This is a genomic window from Actinosynnema sp. CS-041913 (assembly GCF_050942485.1).
Lineage (GTDB): Bacteria > Actinomycetota > Actinomycetes > Mycobacteriales > Pseudonocardiaceae > Actinosynnema.
This window is the reverse complement of the sequence record NZ_CP192037.1, coordinates 585783-600360: the sequence shown is the minus strand read 5'-3', so window position 1 is coordinate 600360 and position 14578 is coordinate 585783. Positions and strand designations below refer to the sequence as shown.

Below are 14578 nucleotides of genomic sequence, written 5' to 3'. Positions count from 1 at the left end.
ACCCCCTGCTCAGGCCATCACGTCTGGTGGATTGGTGAAGTAGTCGTCGTCGGGCCTGGTGTCACGACGCTGGATCTCCGGCTCCGGTTCCACCGGATCGGTTCCGTCACCCGAATAGCCGTTCGGCATGTTCGCCTTGACGAAGTCCAGCGCCGGGCCGTCCCCGACGAAGTCGTTCATGATCTGCACGACCTGGCCGGCGGCGGCGCGCTGCGCCTGGCCGACCGCGGTCATGATCGCTCCGGAGACGCGCTCCGGGTCCTCACCGCGCAGTGCCGGCCGCAGGATGAGGTTGGTCAGCGCGCCCGACGCGTTGACCGTCACCGTGATCAGGCCGTCCGGTGACGTGGCGCTGCCGCCGACGCCGCCGAGCTGGTCCTTCGCCTGCTCGGCGTTCTGCTTGGCCTGCTCGATCTTCTGGCCGTACTGCGCGAGCCACTGGTCCGGCTCCATCGGCTCCATAGAGTCACCCCTCCAGGCAACGGGGCTTGCGGCCCACGACACATTCGACCGGTCGTCGTTCGATTCGGTTCCCGGGCACGTATCGTTTCACCGAATCGTGATTTCCGGGCACGCCGGGTCTGGATACCGCCGTTCGGACTATTGTGTGAATTGTTTACTTGCCGTTCTGTTGGGTTTTCGCAACACTTCGTAACATGAGTCCGGCACGCCGGGGGCCCGAGCGGCGGATCCACAACCGGATCCAGGTGCTGCGGGCCGAGCGGGGCATGACCAGAGTGGGGCTGGCACGGGCGGTGGAGGTCAATCCCCAGACGATCGGCGCGTTGGAACGGGGCGACCACTACCCCAGCCTGGACCTGGCGATGCGGATCTGCGAGGTGTTCGACCTCCCGGTGGAGGCGGTGTTCAGCCGCGTCCCGTTCGTGCCGCTGTCGAAGCAGGTCTACGGAAGTTGACCGACAGGAGGAGTGCGACCGTGGCACAGGGGGTGCTGGAGATCGACCGCGTCTCCAAGCGCTACGGCGAGGTCGTCGCGTTGCGGGACATGACGTTCGACGTCCGGGCGGGTGAGCTGTTCGGGTTCGTCGGCAGCAACGGGGCGGGCAAGACCACGACCATGCGGATCGCGCTCGGCGTGCTCGCGGCGGACGCGGGCGAGGTGCGCTGGAACGGCGCGCCGGTGACGCTGGAGACCCGGCGGCGCATCGGCTACATGCCCGAGGAGCGCGGCCTCTACCCGAAGATGAAGGTGCTCGACCAGTTGGTGTACCTGGCGGAGCTGCACGGCGTGCCGACCAACGACGCCCACCGCTCGGCGGAGAACTGGATCGCCCGCCTCGGCCTGCGCGACCGGCGCGGCGACGAAGTGCAGAAGCTGAGCCTGGGCAACCAGCAGCGCGTGCAGCTCGCGGCGGCGCTGGTGCACGACCCCGACGTGCTGGTGCTGGACGAGCCGTTCTCCGGCCTGGACCCGGTGGCGGTGGACGTGATGAGCGCCGTGCTGCGGGAGAAGGCGTCCGCCGGTGTGCCGGTGGTGTTCTCCAGCCACCAACTGGACCTGGTGGAACGGCTGTGCGACCGGGTGGGCATCGTGCGCAGCGGTTCGCTGGTGGCGTCCGGCTCGGTCGACGAGCTCCGCCGGGGCGGTGCGGCCAAGCTGGTCGTGGACGCGCCGGGTGCCGCCGAGGGCTGGGCGGACGCGGTGCCCGGCGTGCGCACGGCGTCCGTCGAGGGCACGCGGTTCGTGCTGGAGCTGGCGCCCGACGCCGACGACCAGGCCGTGCTGCACGCGGCGCTGGCCACCGGCCCGGTCCGCGAGTTCACCCGGCAACGGCCGTCGCTGACCGAACTCTTCCGCAGCGTGGTGACCGAGGAGCGCTTCGCATGAGCACCCTGACCCCGAGCCGGGCGGTGTTCCTGGTCGCCCGGCGGGAGTTCCTGGCCAAGGTGCGCACCAAGTCGTTCCTGTGGGGGACGCTGGTGATCGTCGCCGTGCTGGCCGGGTACGTGCTGCTGCAGACCGTGCTGATCGACCGCGCGGGCCGGGCCACGGTGGCGTTGAGCGGCCAGGCGACCGTGCTGGCGGAACCGTTGAAGCAGACGGCGAAGTCCTTCGGGCGCGACATCGACACCGTCGACGTGCCCGACGTGGCCGCCGCCGAGGAACGGGTGCGGGCGGGCGAGCTGGACGCGCTGGTGACCGGCGCGCCGGACGCCCTGCGCGTGGTGGTGAAGGACCGGCTGGACGACGAGCTGCGCAACTCGATCAACCTGATCGTGAAGCAGCAGGTGCTCAGCGCGCAGTTGGCCGAGGCGGGCGTGGACCCGGTCACGGCGGCCCGGAACGTCGAACGCGCGCAGGTCGACGTGGTCGCGCTCGCGCCGGAGGACGACCAGCAGGGGCAACGGCTGGCGATCGGCCTGGTGATCGCCGTGCTGCTGTACTACTCGCTGCTGGTGTACGGGACGATGGTCGCGCAGGGCGTGGTGGAGGAGAAGTCCAGCCGCGTGGTGGAGATCCTGCTGGCGACGCTGCGGCCGTGGCAGCTTCTGCTGGGCAAGGTGATCGGCCTCGGCGTGGTCGGCCTGCTGCAACTGCTGCTGATCGGCGGCATCGGCCTGGTGCTGTCGTCGGTGTCGGGCGTGCTGGACGTGACCGCCGTGGCCGGCGGCGCCCTGGCCACCGGCGTGCTCTGGTACCTGCTCGGCTTCTTCATGTACGCCACCATCTTCGCGGCGGCGGCGTCGCTGGTGTCGCGCCAGGAAGAGCTCCAGTCGGTGCTGACGCCGATCAGCATGGCGATCGTGATCGCGTTCGTGGTCGGCATCAACCTGATGATCCAGGACGCGTCGGACACCCTGGTGGCGGTGCTGTCCGTCCTGCCGCCGTTCGCGCCGATCCTGATGCCGGGCCGGATGGCGATGGGCGTGGCGCCGACGTGGCAGGTGCTGCTGGCGATCGTGCTGGCCCTGGGGGCGGTGGCGGCGATCACCTGGCTCGGCGGCAAGGTCTACGCCAACGCCGTGCTGCGGACCGGCTCGCGGGTGAAGCTGCGCGAGGTGCTCCGCTAGTCCTTGATCTCCCCGTACCGCGCCAGGGCCTCCTGGCGCTCGTGCGCGTGGTCGACGATCGGGTTGCGCGGCCGGTGTGCCCCCTTGCCCGCGACGTGGCGGAGTTCGGGCACGTACTTCCGCACGTAGTCGCCGTTCGGGTCGAACTTCTCGCCCTGCGTGACGGGGTTGAACACCCGGAAGAACGGCGCGGGGTCGGTGCCGGTGCCCGCCACCCACTGCCAGTTGTGCTGGTTCGACGCCAGGTCGCCGTCCACCAGGTGCTCCATGAAGTGCCGCGCGCCCCACCACCACGGCAGGTGCAGGTCTTTGACGAGGAAGCTCGCGACCACCATCCGCACGCGGTTGTGCATCCAGCCTTCCGCGAGCAACTGCCGCATCCCGGCGTCCACGAGCGGGTACCCCGTCCGGCCCGCGCACCAGGCCTCGAACCGGCCGCGGTCGGCGTCCAACCGCATCCGGTCGAACCTCCGGTCGTAGTTGCGCCGCGCGGATTCCGGTTGGTGCCACAGGACATCGGCGTAGAAGTCGCGCCAGGCCAGTTCCGACCGGTACGCCTTCGAGCCGTCGTCGTCGCCGAGGTCGGCCAGCAGGGTGCGGGGGTGCACCACGCCCCACCGCAGGAACGGGGAGAACCGGCTGGTGCCGTCGAGATCGGGGCGGTCGCGGTCCCGCGCGTAGTCGGGCAGCCGTTCGTCGCGGAACCTCGCCCACAGCCCGGCGACATCCGGCAGCGGCTCGGCGTCCGGCAGCTCCTCGCTCTGAGCGGGCTCGATCCAGTCCACAGTGGACTCGTCGGTGTCGGCGGGCCCGCGCCACCCGTGCTCCAGCCACGCCCGGCGGAACGGCGTGAACACGCGGTACGGCGTCCCGTCGGCCTTCACCACCCGGCCCGGCGTCACGGCGTAGGGAGACCCGACCCGCACCAGCTCGGTCTTCTCCGCCACCGCCGCATCCCGTTGCCGCCCATAAGGACCGGCATCGGCCGAGACGTGGACCGACGACGCCCCAACGGATTGCGCGACAGCGGGCACCACGTCGACGGGATCACCGGACACCACCATCAGCCGCCCGCCGAGCCGGGCGTCCAGGGACCGCAGACACCGGTGCAGGAAGTCGACCCGCGGCCGGCCCGCGACCTTCAGCAGCCGGGGGTCCAGGACGAACAGGGCCAGCCCGCGCCGAGCCCGGCCGGCCGCCGCGGCCAACGCGGGGTGGTCGGCCACCCGCAGGTCACGCCGGAACCAGACGACGGTAGAGGAGTCCACGGGCCGACCCTAGGAGCCGCCGCACCACCTCGCACGACAGAGCGGAACGGCGAAAGGCCCGCACCCCGAACGGGGCACGGGCCTTGGCGTCGCGGAACGTCAGCGCTGCTCGACCGGCACGAACTCGCGCTCCGGCGCGCCCACGTAGATCTGCCGCGGGCGGCCGATCTTGGTGGCCGGGTCCTGGATCATCTCGCGCCAGTGCGCGATCCAGCCGGGCAGGCGGCCCAGCGCGAACAGGACCGTGAAGAACTTCGTCGGGAAGCCCATCGCCCGGTAGATCAGGCCGGTGTAGAAGTCCACGTTCGGGTACAGCTTGCGCTCGATGAAGTAGTCGTCCGCGAGCGCGGTCTCCTCCAGCTTCTTCGCGATGTCCAGTAGCTGGTCGTCCGCGCCGAGCTTGCCGAGGATCTCGTCGGCCGTCTTCTTGATGATCGCCGCGCGCGGGTCGTAGTTCTTGTAGACCCGGTGCCCGAAGCCCATCAGGCGGACGCCGTCCTCCTTGTTCTTCACCTTGCGCACGAAGGCCGCGACGTCGCCGCCCTCGGCGCGGATCTTCTCCAGCATCTCCAGCACCGCGCTGTTCGCGCCGCCGTGCAGCGGGCCGAACAGGGCGTTGATGCCGGCCGAGATGGACGCGAACAGGTTGGCCTCGGACGAGCCGACCAGCCGGACGGTGGAGGTGGAGCAGTTCTGCTCGTGGTCGGCGTGCAGCACGAACAGCAGGTCCAGCGCGCGGACCAGGTCCGGGTCCACGTCGTAGGGCTCGGCCGGGAAGCCGAACGTCATCCGCAGGAAGTTCTCCACCAGCCCGAGGGAGTTGTCCGGGTACAGGAACGGCTGGCCGACCGACTTCTTGTACGCGTACGCCGCGATGGTCGGCACCTTGGCCAGCAGCCGGATGGTCGAGATCTCCACCTGGTTGGCGTCGAACGGGCTCAGGCTGTCCTGGTAGAACGTGGACAGCGCGGATACCGCGGAGGACAGCACCGGCATCGGGTGCGCGTCGCGCGGGAAGCCGTCGAAGAACCGTTTCAGGTCCTCGTGCAGCAGGGTGTGTCGGCTGATCTTGGACGAGAACTCGTCCAGTTGCGCCTGCGTCGGCAGCTCGCCATAGATCAGCAGGTAGCTGACCTCGTTGAAGTTCGACCGCTGGGCGAGCTGTTCGATCGGGTAGCCGCGGTAGCGCAGGATCCCCGCGTCACCGTCGATGTAGGTGATCTCGGACGAGCAGGACGCGGTGTTGACGAACCCGCTGTCCAGGGTGACCAGGCCGGTGGTGGCCAGGAGCTTGCCGAGATCGATACCGGACGCACCCTCGGTGGCCGGCACGACCTTCATCTCGTGCTCTCCGCCCTGATGGCGCAGCGCGACGGTACGGGTGTCGTTCGGCGCAGTCGTCGCGTCGGGCATTCAGAGTCCCTCTCACGCTAGGGCGGGGTGGCCTCGTGCGGGTTCTCGCACGCGCGCGCACGCGGACGTTGTGAGGCGTCCCGCACCGCAGCACCACCCCGTTGGGGTCCTGTCAGTTGTGCCACGCTAGTCGGCGGCCAACCCGCTCCACAGCCGCGGCGTGCACCGATTCTGCGAGGTGGGACCGGCATCACACGCGGATGCACGGATGGCTAGCGTGCATCCCCCACCGTAGCCCGTTCACCGTGTTTCTCCACCTCACGGCGGGTGAGAGCTAGGTCATCTCCAGCTCGCGTTTGAACGGCGGTTCCGCTCCGGCACGGGAGCAGGTAATGGCCGCCGCCGCGCCCGCGTAGGCCAGCGCCCGGGCCCACTTCCCGCCGTCCAGACCGCGGACGGCCTCGGTGGACAGCGCGTCGTGGTCGTGCAGCCACGCCAGCAGCGCGCCCTGCACGGTGTCCCCCGCCCCGATGGTGTCCACCACCGTCACTGGAGTGGGTGGGACGTGAATCACTTCACCACTACCGGTGAGCACGGCCAGTCCGTCGCCGCCGCGGGTGAGCACGACGGCCGCGGGCCCGGCGCCCTGCCAGTCGCGCACGACGTCCAGCACGTCCGCCTCGGGCGCGTCCTCGGGCAGCTCGGCCAGCCAGCGGGCGTCGTCGACGGAGACCTTCAGCAGGCCGACGTGCGCGAGCCACGAGTCGTACCGGTCGCGGTAGGCCGGCGGGTCGTGGATGAGGCCGGCGCGGATGTTCGGGTCCAGCACGGTCAGCGCGCCCCGCTCGGCCTCCCGCCACAGCACCCGCTCGTACGTGCTCGCCCCCGGTTCCAGGACCAGCGACAGCGTGCCGAACGACACCGCCCGCACCTCGGCCGGCAGCGGTCCCGGATCGGTGACCAGCCGGTCCGCCGTGCCCTCGACGTAGAACGCGTACCGCGCCGACCCGTCCTCGGCGAGGCCGACCACGGCGAGCGTCGTGGGCTCCGGGCCGCGCTGGACCAGGTCGGTGCGCACGTCCGCGGCGTGCAGGCGCTCGATCAGGCGGTCGCCGAACAGGTCGGTGGACAGCCGGGACAGGAAACCCGCCGGCGCTCCCAGCCGCCCGGCGGCGACTGCCACGTTGTACGGCCCGCCGCCCAGCCGCGGCGCGAGGTTCCCCCCGGCCGTGGGCACGAGGTCGACCAGCGCCTCACCAGCGACGACGATCACGCCTGGCTCCGTTCTCTGCGTAGCCCGTCCAGCAGCAGCTCGCCCAGCGCGGTGAACGCCTCGGCGTCGGACACCCCGGCCCGGCGGGTCAGCACACCGGTCTGGATGCCTTCGATGAGCAGCCCTGCCATCTCGGCGACGAGGGTCGCATGGACTTCCCGGAACACCCCGTCCCGCACACCTTCCTGGATGAAGGAGCGGATGCGCTCGGCGGCGGCGCGGGCATTGCGCTCGTAGGTCGAACGGGTCGGCGCGAAGGCCGACACGTCGGCGATGAACTGCGCGGACGCCCGGCGCAGCTCGTCCGCCGCGCCCGCCAGGTAGGTCCCCACCCGGGCACGCACGTCCTTGATCTCGGACACCCGCTGCTCGATCCGCTCGGCCGCGCCCTTGAAGTACCGGCCGACGACGCGGACGGCGAGCTGCTCCTTGCTGGCGGCGAGCGCGTACAGGGTGGACTTGGAGCAGTGCAGGCGCGCGGCGAGGTCGTCCAGCGTGAAGTGCGCGAACCCCTCGGCGAGCACCAGCGACTCCAGCCGGGCCAGCAGGTCGACCTGCCGTGGCGTGAGGGTCCTGCGCGCGATCGAGGTCATGAAAAGACTCTGCCACAGGGTCTGGCACCAGTACTGCGGTACGTCCTACAGTACTGGCAAGAGTACTCACCATTGACGGTCGAGCCGTCCCGGAGGTCGACGATGCCCGCCGAGCGCCTGCTGCCCACCACCGAGGCCGAGGACCTGATCGCACTGGTCCGCGAGATCGCCCGCGAGGAGCTGGCCCCGCACGCGGCGGAGGCCGAGGAGCACGAGCGGTTCCCGAGGGACAAGTTCCGGCTGCTCGGCAAGAGCGGCCTGCTCGGCCTGCCGTACCCGGAGCGGTTCGGCGGCGGCGCCCAGCCGTACGAGGTCTACCTCCAGGCGCTGGAGGAGATCGCGTCCGCGTGGATGTCCGTCGGCGTGGGCCTGTCGGTGCACGTGATGTCGACCTACGCCCTGGCGACGTTCGGGACGGAGGCCCAGCGGGAGCGCTGGCTCCCGGAGATCGTGGAGGGCGACCTCCTCGGCGGCTACGCGCTGTCCGAGTCCCACGCGGGCTCCGACGCCGGGGCCCTGTCCACCCGCGCGGTGTTCGACGGCGACAAGTACGTCGTCAACGGCACCAAGGCGTGGATCACGCACGCAGGCACGGCCGACTTCTACACCCTCATGGCCCGCACCGCGGACACCGGGAGCAAGGGCATAAGCTGCTTCCTCGCGCCCGGCCGCGCCGAAGGCCTGACCGCCGCCACCCCGGAACGCAAGATGGGCCTGACCGGCTCCACCACGGCACAGCTCGTGTTCGACGGCGTGGCGCTGGACCGCGACCGCCTGATCGGCGCCGAGGGCGACGGACTGAAGATCGCACTGTCCGCTTTGGACTCCGGCCGCCTCGGCATCTCGGCGTGCGCGGTGGGACTGGCCCAGGCCGCGCTGGACGAGGCGGTGTCGTACGCCAAGCAGCGCACCCAGTTCGGCCGGGCGATCATCGACTTCCAGGGCCTGGAGTTCCTGCTGGCGGACATGGCGGCGGCGGTGGAGTCGGCCCGCGCCACCTACCTGTCCGCCGCCCGCCGCCGGGACCGCGGTCTGCCGTTCACGCGGCAGGCGGCCATCGCGAAGCTGGTCTGCACGGACGCCGCCATGAAGGTCACGACGGACGCCGTGCAGGTGCTCGGCGGCGCGGGCTACACCCGTGACTTCCCGGTGGAGCGCTACATGCGCGAGGCCAAGGTCTTGCAGATCTTCGAGGGCACCAACCAGATCCAGCGCCTCGTGATCGGCCGCGAACTCCGCCGCTGACAACGGGGTGCGCCACCCTGGATGCTCGCCCTCGCTGGCGGGCGCGCTGATCAACCTGGGCATGATGCCGGCCCACTCCGGCGACCTGAAAGCGGCCCGCCACCGCGCGCGGGAAGCAGCGGCGCTCCTCCGCGGTCCGTCCAGAGAGGACGCTCGACTCCTGCCCGACCTGGCCAAGGCCCTGCACAACCTGGGCTCCTACCTGGCGCGCTCGGGCCGCCGGGCGGAAGCCCTGGTCCCGGTCGGCGGGGCGGGCTCGGCGTCCACCGCGCCGGCCGAGGCCTGACAGGCGGTCCAGGTCGCGGTGGCGATCTACAGCGAACTGGCCGAACAGCAGCCCGAACTCTTCACCGGCCAACTCCTGGACGCCTGCCGCCTGACCGCCGACGTGGCGCAGGCGATGGGCAACCAGGAGGGCGCGGACGGCATCCGCGCCGCTCTCGAACACCGTGCGTCCGCCGCTTAACGGTGTTCAGGCCTCCTGGTAGAACGCGTTCGCCACGACGCCTTCGCCATCGGCGTACCGGTACACCTCGCGCCCCTCCACGAACACCCGCAGCGCGCGGCTCATCACGTCCAGCGGGTCGCCGGACCAGATCACCACGTCGCCGTCCAGACCGGGCCGCAACGACCCGACCCGGTCGTCCAAGCCCATGATCCGGGCCGGGTTCGCGGTGATCGACGCCAGCGCGACGTCGCGGTCCAGCCCTTCCTTCACCGCCAGCGTCGCCTGGTGCACCAGGAAGTTGATGGGGATCACCGGGTGGTCCGTGGTGATCGCGATCTCGACGCCGGCCCGCGCGAGCACACCGGGCGTCCGCAGCGTCCGCGACCGCAACTCGACCTTCGACCGCGTGGCGAACAACGGGCCGACGATCACCGGAACCCCGCGCTCCGCCAACAGGTCCGCGACGAGGTGCCCCTCGGTGCCGTGGTTCACGATCAGCCGGTACCCGAACTCCTCGGCCAGCCGCAGCGCCGTCGCGATGTCGTCCGCGCGGTGGCAGTGCTGGCACCACGGGAGCGATCCGTCCAGCACCCGGGACAGCACCTCCAGCGTGTTGTCCCGGTCGAACGGCCCGTCGGCCGCCGCCTTCTTCTCGGCGTAGTCCTGCGCCTTGGTGAACGCGTCCCGGATGACGGCCGCGACACCCTGCCGCGTCGACGGGATCTTCTTCTGCTCCCCGTACACCCGCTTCGGGTTCTCGCCCAGCGCGCTCTTCACGCTCACCGGCTCGCGGACGAGCATGTCGTCCACCGTGCGGCCCCAGCACTTCACGGCGACGGTCTGCCCGCCGATCACGTTGCCGGACCCCGGCTTGATCACGGCGGTCGTGACGCCGCCCGACAGCGCGTCCGCGAACCCCAGGTCGGCCGGGTTGATGGCGTCCAGCGCACGCAGCCGCGCGCCGTTGGGGTCGGTCATCTCGTTGGTGTCCTGACCCGCCCAGCCCTCGCCCTCCTCGTGCACGCCGAGGTGGCCGTGGGCCTCCACGAAGCCGGGCAGCACCCAGCCGCCGTCTGCGGACACGACCGGCACGCCGTCCGGCACGGCGACGTCCGCGCCGACCGCGACGATCTTCCCGTTCTGGACGAGGACAGTCCCGTTCTCGATGGGCTCCCCGGAAACCGGGACGACGTATCCACCCGTGATCGCGACGTTCATAGTTAGCGACGCTAACAATCTAGGCCAGCGGACGCAATCCCCACCGACCCGCCCAGGACTGACCGGGGTCCAGCCACAGCAGGTCCACCCCCGAGTTCAACGCGTCCGGCGGGCACGTCATCGGCTCGATCGCGACCGCGCGGCCACGGCCGGGGAAGTTGTCGGGCGTGTACACCTGCACCCACTTGAAGTCGGGATCGGCCCACATCTCCACCGCACCACCGGGTCCGCGCAGCACGTGCCGCACGAGCCCGTCCACCGGCTCGCAGCCGCCGAAGGGCGTGTCGAGCTGCACGCCTTCCAGCAGCCTCGCGACGCGGAAGTCGCAGTCGCCCTCCACCGGCACGGCCGGCCCGGAGGGGATCATCGTCCCGGAATCCAGCGGAAGCACCGTCGTGGCCGCCAACGACAGCATCGACTCGTCGGTCGAGGACAGCCCCGCGCGCGGGTACGGGTGCGTCCCGACCCCGAACGGCGTCCGCGCCGATCCCACGTTGTGCACGGCATGGGACACCGTCAACCCGTTGCCGTCCAACGCATACGTGATCGAGGTCTTCAACTCGACCGGCCACCCGAACCCGGCCACCGGCACCTCCAGCGACACCAGCGACCCGGTGTGCTCGACCACCGTCCACACGGCCCGCCGCACCAGCCCGTGGATCGCGTTCCCCCGGTCGGGCTCGGTGATGTCCAACTGCTGCTCGACGCCGTCCAGCGCCCACCGCCCGCCGGCCGTCCGGTTGGGCCACGGCACCAGCACCGCGCCACAGCCCATCGGCGGTCGGTCGTCGTACGTCTCGACGTACGGCACACCACCGTCCTCGTACGACTTCAGTCCTGCGCCGTCAGGGGTGATGACAGCGCGCGCCGCGCCGTGGGCGATCTCCAGCATGGCGACATCCTTCCACCGGAGGGAAGCCCCGGCATCAGTAGACCAGTTGCGCGATGCTGCTCGCCCGCACCCGCCGCGACCTGTCCCCCCTCCACGCCGTGGGCGCGCACCTCGGCGTCCTCCTGGGAAGGCCCGCCGGATGAAGGTCCACCACCTCGCCTGCGGCACCATGCGCCCGTTCGGCGGAAACTGGTCGGCGGCGAGGGTTCCGCCTTCGAGGCGGCCACGACGGTCTGCCGGCTGCTGGAGACCGACGGCCTGATCCTGGTCGACAGCGGTCTGGGCGTGGACGATGTGCGCAACCCCGGCGCTCCCGCACGCGCAAGTACTCGTGTTGGCCGAAGAACTCGACGCCGCCCTGCGTCCCGACAAGTCCGGCAACGACCGCACCCGCTACCCGGACCAGCAGCGGTCCCACGGCCCGAAGTGCGGTGTCGCGGTCGACACCGGCGACCGCTGGCTGCTGCACGCGGACGTTGAAGTACCTGCGGCGGCACACTGTTCGCGAACTCGACTGTCCAATTAGGACAGACCAAGCGCACCGGTCCGCGACCACGGCGACCAGGTGGACGTCTTCAGCGCCCACGACGTGGTGGAACTGGCCCGGCGCCGGCTCCACCACGTCGGGTAGGGCGGTTACTTCGACAGCTTCTCCGCATCGAACACGACCTTGCCGTGGAAGATCCGGTTGATCAGCCACAGCACCAGACCGGCCCCGAGCAGGTAGAGGGCGATCAGGTAGTCGTCGGCGGGCCGCCCGGACAGCGGGCTCGCCAGGTAGGCGCAGGTGATCGCGCCGAGCACCGGCACCCAGGTGGGCGCCCGGAAGTGCTTGTGGTCCGCCTTCTCCTTGCGCAGCACCAGAACGGCGATGTTGACGATGGTGAACACGATCAGCAGCAGCAACGCGGTCGTGCCGCCGAGCTTCGCGATGTCGGCGGTCGACACCAGGATGATCGCGACACCGCTGGTGAAGATGATGGAGATCCACGGCGTCCGCCGGAACGGGTGCACCGTCCCGAAGACCTTCGGGATGATCTGCTCCCGCGACATCCCGTAGATGAGCCGGCTCGCCATCAGCATGTTGATCAGCGCGGAGTTGATGACGGCGAACAGGCCGATCAGCGAGAACACCCACAGCGGGAAGCCGGGAGCGCCGACCTGGACCACCCGCAGCAACGCCGAGCTGCCCGCCTTGGACAGCTCGTCCGCCGGGATGAGCAGCGACGAGGTGATCGCCACGAGCACGTAGATCACCGCCGCGACGACCATGCCCCACAGCATCGCGCGGGGGAAGATGCGGACCGGGTCGCGGCACTCCTCGGCCATGTTGACGGAGTCCTCGAACCCGACCATCGCGAAGAACGCCAGCGCCGTCGCCGAGGTGATGGCGACCAGGGCCGACTGCCCCGGCGCGGGGTCGACCTGCGTCAGCCGGCCCGTGTCACCGTCCCCCGCGGCGATGGCGTAGACGCCGATCGCGATGATGATCACCAGACCGGACAGCTCGATGCAGGTCAGGACGACGTTCGCCTTGACCGACTCGGACACGCCCCGGAAGTTGATGAGCGCCAGCCCGACGATGAACAGGATCGCGACCAGCGTCGCGGACACCGTGAACGTGTCGGAGAAGAACTCCTTGATGACGGATTGGAGGTAGGTCCGCCCGAACGCCAGCGCGGCGGACGAGGCGGACGTGATGCCCGAACTCATCACCGCGAACGCCACCATGAAGGTGAGGAACTGGATCTTGAACGCCCGGTTGGTGTACAGCGCCGCCCCGGCCGCCCGGGGGTACTTGCCGACGAGTTCGAGGTAGCTGAACGCCGTCAGGAACGCGACCGCGAACGCGATCAGGAACGGCAGCCACAGCGCGCCGCCGATCTTGCCCGCGACGTTGCCGGTGAGGGCGTAGATGCCGGTGCCGAGGATGTCGCCGACCACGAAGAACAGCAGGAGCTTCGGGCCGATGGCCCGCTTCAGTTCCGGTTGCGCCGGTGCGCTCGTCGCTTCCGCCATGCCGCGTGAGTGTGCCGGATCACACCTGGGTCCAACAGTCGAATCGGCAAGGCTTGGGCAAACCTTGATGTTCAGCCGGCCCGCACGTCCGCCTCGGCCCGCTCGATGGCTTCGTCCAAGGCAGACCTGAAGTCCACGGTCTGCCGGCGGTCGAGCCGGATGGTGTCGACGTCGACCGGCAGGTGCACTTCGACGGTACCCAGACTCACCCCCAGCTCGAACACCTTGTTCGCGGCCCCTTCACACCGCAACACCCAGTCCCGCTTCGCCTCGTCCGTCTCGATGATCCGCTCTTGGCTCATGCGAATAGATTGCAGCGCTTCCAAAAGCACTGCAATGCCACCATTGGGTGAACAACATGGCTATTAGAACTGCACCGCCTCTAACGTCGTTCCCATGGCACGCCGCTCCGGACGATCAGTCCGCTCCCGTCGACTCGCATATGTCCTCCGCAAGCTCCGCGCCGCCACCGGCCTGAGCACTGATGCCGCCGGTGATGCGGTTGGCATGTCAGGCAGCAAGATCAGTCGCATCGAAACCTCAGGCATCGGCATCTATCTGGATGATCTGGAAAAGTTGCTCGACCTCTACGACGTCACCCGCGCGGAACGCGCGGAGTTGCTAGACCTTGCTCGGCACGCCGAAGAGCGAGGTCTGTTGCGCATAAACAACGAAAACCTGCCTGAGGACTGGCAAACCTGGGCCGACTTCGAGGATGAGGCGAGTACTTTGCTCAACTACGAGCCGCTCGGGATCCCCGGTCTTCTGCAGACCGCAGAGTACGCCCAGGCACTCATTCGGGCCACTGGACACGCCCTGTCGGAAGGAGAGATCGATGCACTGGTCGCCAGCCGACTCGCCCGCCGATGCTTGCTCAGCCGAAGCGAGCCGCTCAGGCTGCACACGATCATCGAGCAAGCGGCGCTGGAACGCCCCTTCGGCGAACCTGGTGCCCACGCGCGTCAGATCCGACACATCGCTGACACCGCTCAGATGCCTAACGTCACTGTTCAAGTCATACCAACCGAAGCGTCGCTGCACGCAGGCCTCAGTGGCCCGTTCGTAATCCTGGAGTATGACGACGACCCAAGCCTGATCTTGCTGGAGAACAAGATCACAAGCCTGTTCCTGGACGAGTACGACCAGATCGAGACGTTCGAGATGGCATGGGATGCCATCGTCAAGCTGGCCTACAGCGTTGAGGAAACGGCGGAGTTCCTGAAGCGCCTCGCGTGA

General features: G+C 69.7%; 17 protein-coding genes. 8 read left to right on the top strand and 9 right to left on the bottom strand.

Features of this window, described 5'->3' with window-relative positions; translation table 11 throughout:
- Positions 1 to 9: 9 nt before the first annotated feature.
- On the bottom strand, positions 10 to 462 hold the full coding sequence (locus tag ACQPZF_RS02945; RefSeq protein ID WP_433267948.1) for a YbaB/EbfC family nucleoid-associated protein: 453 nt from the start codon (positions 460 to 462) through the stop codon (positions 10 to 12).
- 194 nt (positions 463 to 656) lie between these two features.
- On the opposite strand from ACQPZF_RS02945, the gene ACQPZF_RS02940 reads away from it, so the two are divergent.
- From ACQPZF_RS02940 to ACQPZF_RS02930, 3 genes are read left to right on the top strand one after another with little or no spacing between them, the layout of a single operon-like run.
- Positions 657 to 917 (top strand): helix-turn-helix transcriptional regulator, encoded by a 261-nt coding sequence (locus ACQPZF_RS02940; RefSeq protein WP_433267947.1) that lies wholly within the window; start codon positions 657 to 659, stop codon positions 915 to 917.
- A 20-nt stretch (positions 918 to 937) separates the two neighbouring features.
- The gene (locus tag ACQPZF_RS02935) at positions 938 to 1849 is read left to right on the top strand and encodes an ABC transporter ATP-binding protein (protein WP_433267945.1); all 912 of its coding nucleotides are present in this window, start codon (positions 938 to 940) and stop codon (positions 1847 to 1849) included.
- Positions 1846 to 3033, top strand: coding sequence for an ABC transporter permease (locus tag ACQPZF_RS02930; RefSeq protein WP_433267943.1), 1188 nt, complete (start codon positions 1846 to 1848; stop codon positions 3031 to 3033). The genes ACQPZF_RS02935 and ACQPZF_RS02930 overlap by 4 nt, the downstream gene beginning before the upstream one ends.
- Here the strand turns inward: ACQPZF_RS02930 and ACQPZF_RS02925 are convergent.
- The 4 genes from ACQPZF_RS02925 to ACQPZF_RS02910 form a co-directional block, all read right to left on the bottom strand.
- Positions 3030 to 4301: a cryptochrome/photolyase family protein gene (locus ACQPZF_RS02925; RefSeq protein WP_433267941.1), complete on the bottom strand. Its 1272-nt coding sequence runs from the start codon at positions 4299 to 4301 to the stop codon at positions 3030 to 3032. The two genes, ACQPZF_RS02930 and ACQPZF_RS02925, sit on opposite strands and share 4 nt — an antisense overlap.
- 99 nt (positions 4302 to 4400) lie before the next feature.
- Complete coding sequence (locus ACQPZF_RS02920; RefSeq protein WP_433267939.1) at positions 4401 to 5714, bottom strand: citrate synthase; 1314 nt, start codon at positions 5712 to 5714, stop codon at positions 4401 to 4403.
- 274 nt (positions 5715 to 5988) lie between these two features.
- A complete protein-coding gene (locus tag ACQPZF_RS02915) occupies positions 5989 to 6927 on the bottom strand; it encodes a carbohydrate kinase family protein (RefSeq protein WP_433267937.1) in 939 nt (312 codons plus the stop codon).
- Positions 6924 to 7520, bottom strand: a complete 597-nt coding sequence (locus tag ACQPZF_RS02910) for a TetR/AcrR family transcriptional regulator (protein WP_433267935.1) — start codon at positions 7518 to 7520, stop codon at positions 6924 to 6926. The genes ACQPZF_RS02915 and ACQPZF_RS02910 overlap by 4 nt, the downstream gene beginning before the upstream one ends.
- Positions 7521 to 7622: 102 nt before the next feature.
- On the opposite strand from ACQPZF_RS02910, the gene ACQPZF_RS02905 reads away from it, so the two are divergent.
- Genes ACQPZF_RS02905 through ACQPZF_RS02895 form a run of 3 tightly spaced genes read left to right on the top strand, consistent with a single transcriptional unit; the run spans position 7623 to position 9231 of the window.
- Positions 7623 to 8765, top strand: a complete 1143-nt coding sequence (locus tag ACQPZF_RS02905) for an acyl-CoA dehydrogenase family protein (protein WP_433267933.1) — start codon at positions 7623 to 7625, stop codon at positions 8763 to 8765.
- A 7-nt stretch (positions 8766 to 8772) separates the two neighbouring features.
- Entirely contained in the window at positions 8773 to 9051 is a 279-nt protein-coding gene (locus tag ACQPZF_RS02900) for a hypothetical protein (RefSeq protein WP_433267931.1), read from the top strand.
- An 18-nt stretch (positions 9052 to 9069) separates the two neighbouring features.
- Positions 9070 to 9231, top strand: a complete 162-nt coding sequence (locus tag ACQPZF_RS02895; RefSeq protein ID WP_433267929.1) for a hypothetical protein — start codon at positions 9070 to 9072, stop codon at positions 9229 to 9231.
- 6 nt (positions 9232 to 9237) lie between these two features.
- On the opposite strand, the gene ACQPZF_RS02890 is transcribed toward ACQPZF_RS02895, so the two are convergent.
- Together ACQPZF_RS02890 and ACQPZF_RS02885 are read right to left on the bottom strand one after the other, a co-directional pair.
- Positions 9238 to 10431: an amidohydrolase gene (locus tag ACQPZF_RS02890; protein WP_433267927.1), complete on the bottom strand. Its 1194-nt coding sequence runs from the start codon at positions 10429 to 10431 to the stop codon at positions 9238 to 9240.
- A 19-nt stretch (positions 10432 to 10450) separates the two neighbouring features.
- Positions 10451 to 11323 (bottom strand): aldose 1-epimerase family protein, encoded by an 873-nt coding sequence (locus tag ACQPZF_RS02885; RefSeq protein WP_433267925.1) that lies wholly within the window; start codon positions 11321 to 11323, stop codon positions 10451 to 10453.
- Positions 11324 to 11615: 292 nt separating this feature from the next.
- On the opposite strand from ACQPZF_RS02885, the gene ACQPZF_RS02880 reads away from it, so the two are divergent.
- On the top strand, positions 11616 to 11849 hold the full coding sequence (locus ACQPZF_RS02880) for a hypothetical protein (RefSeq protein ID WP_433267923.1): 234 nt from the start codon (positions 11616 to 11618) through the stop codon (positions 11847 to 11849).
- 110 nt (positions 11850 to 11959) lie between these two features.
- Here ACQPZF_RS02880 and ACQPZF_RS02875 read toward each other — a convergent pair whose 3' ends face one another.
- Together ACQPZF_RS02875 and ACQPZF_RS02870 are read right to left on the bottom strand one after the other, a co-directional pair.
- Positions 11960 to 13342, bottom strand: coding sequence for an APC family permease (locus tag ACQPZF_RS02875; RefSeq protein WP_433267921.1), 1383 nt, complete (start codon positions 13340 to 13342; stop codon positions 11960 to 11962).
- A 71-nt stretch (positions 13343 to 13413) separates the two neighbouring features.
- Positions 13414 to 13644, bottom strand: a complete 231-nt coding sequence (locus tag ACQPZF_RS02870) for a hypothetical protein (RefSeq protein ID WP_433267920.1) — start codon at positions 13642 to 13644, stop codon at positions 13414 to 13416.
- A 94-nt stretch (positions 13645 to 13738) separates the two neighbouring features.
- Here ACQPZF_RS02870 and ACQPZF_RS02865 point away from each other — a divergent pair, with 94 nt between their 5' ends.
- Positions 13739 to 14578 (top strand): helix-turn-helix domain-containing protein, encoded by an 840-nt coding sequence (locus tag ACQPZF_RS02865; protein WP_433267918.1) that lies wholly within the window; start codon positions 13739 to 13741, stop codon positions 14576 to 14578.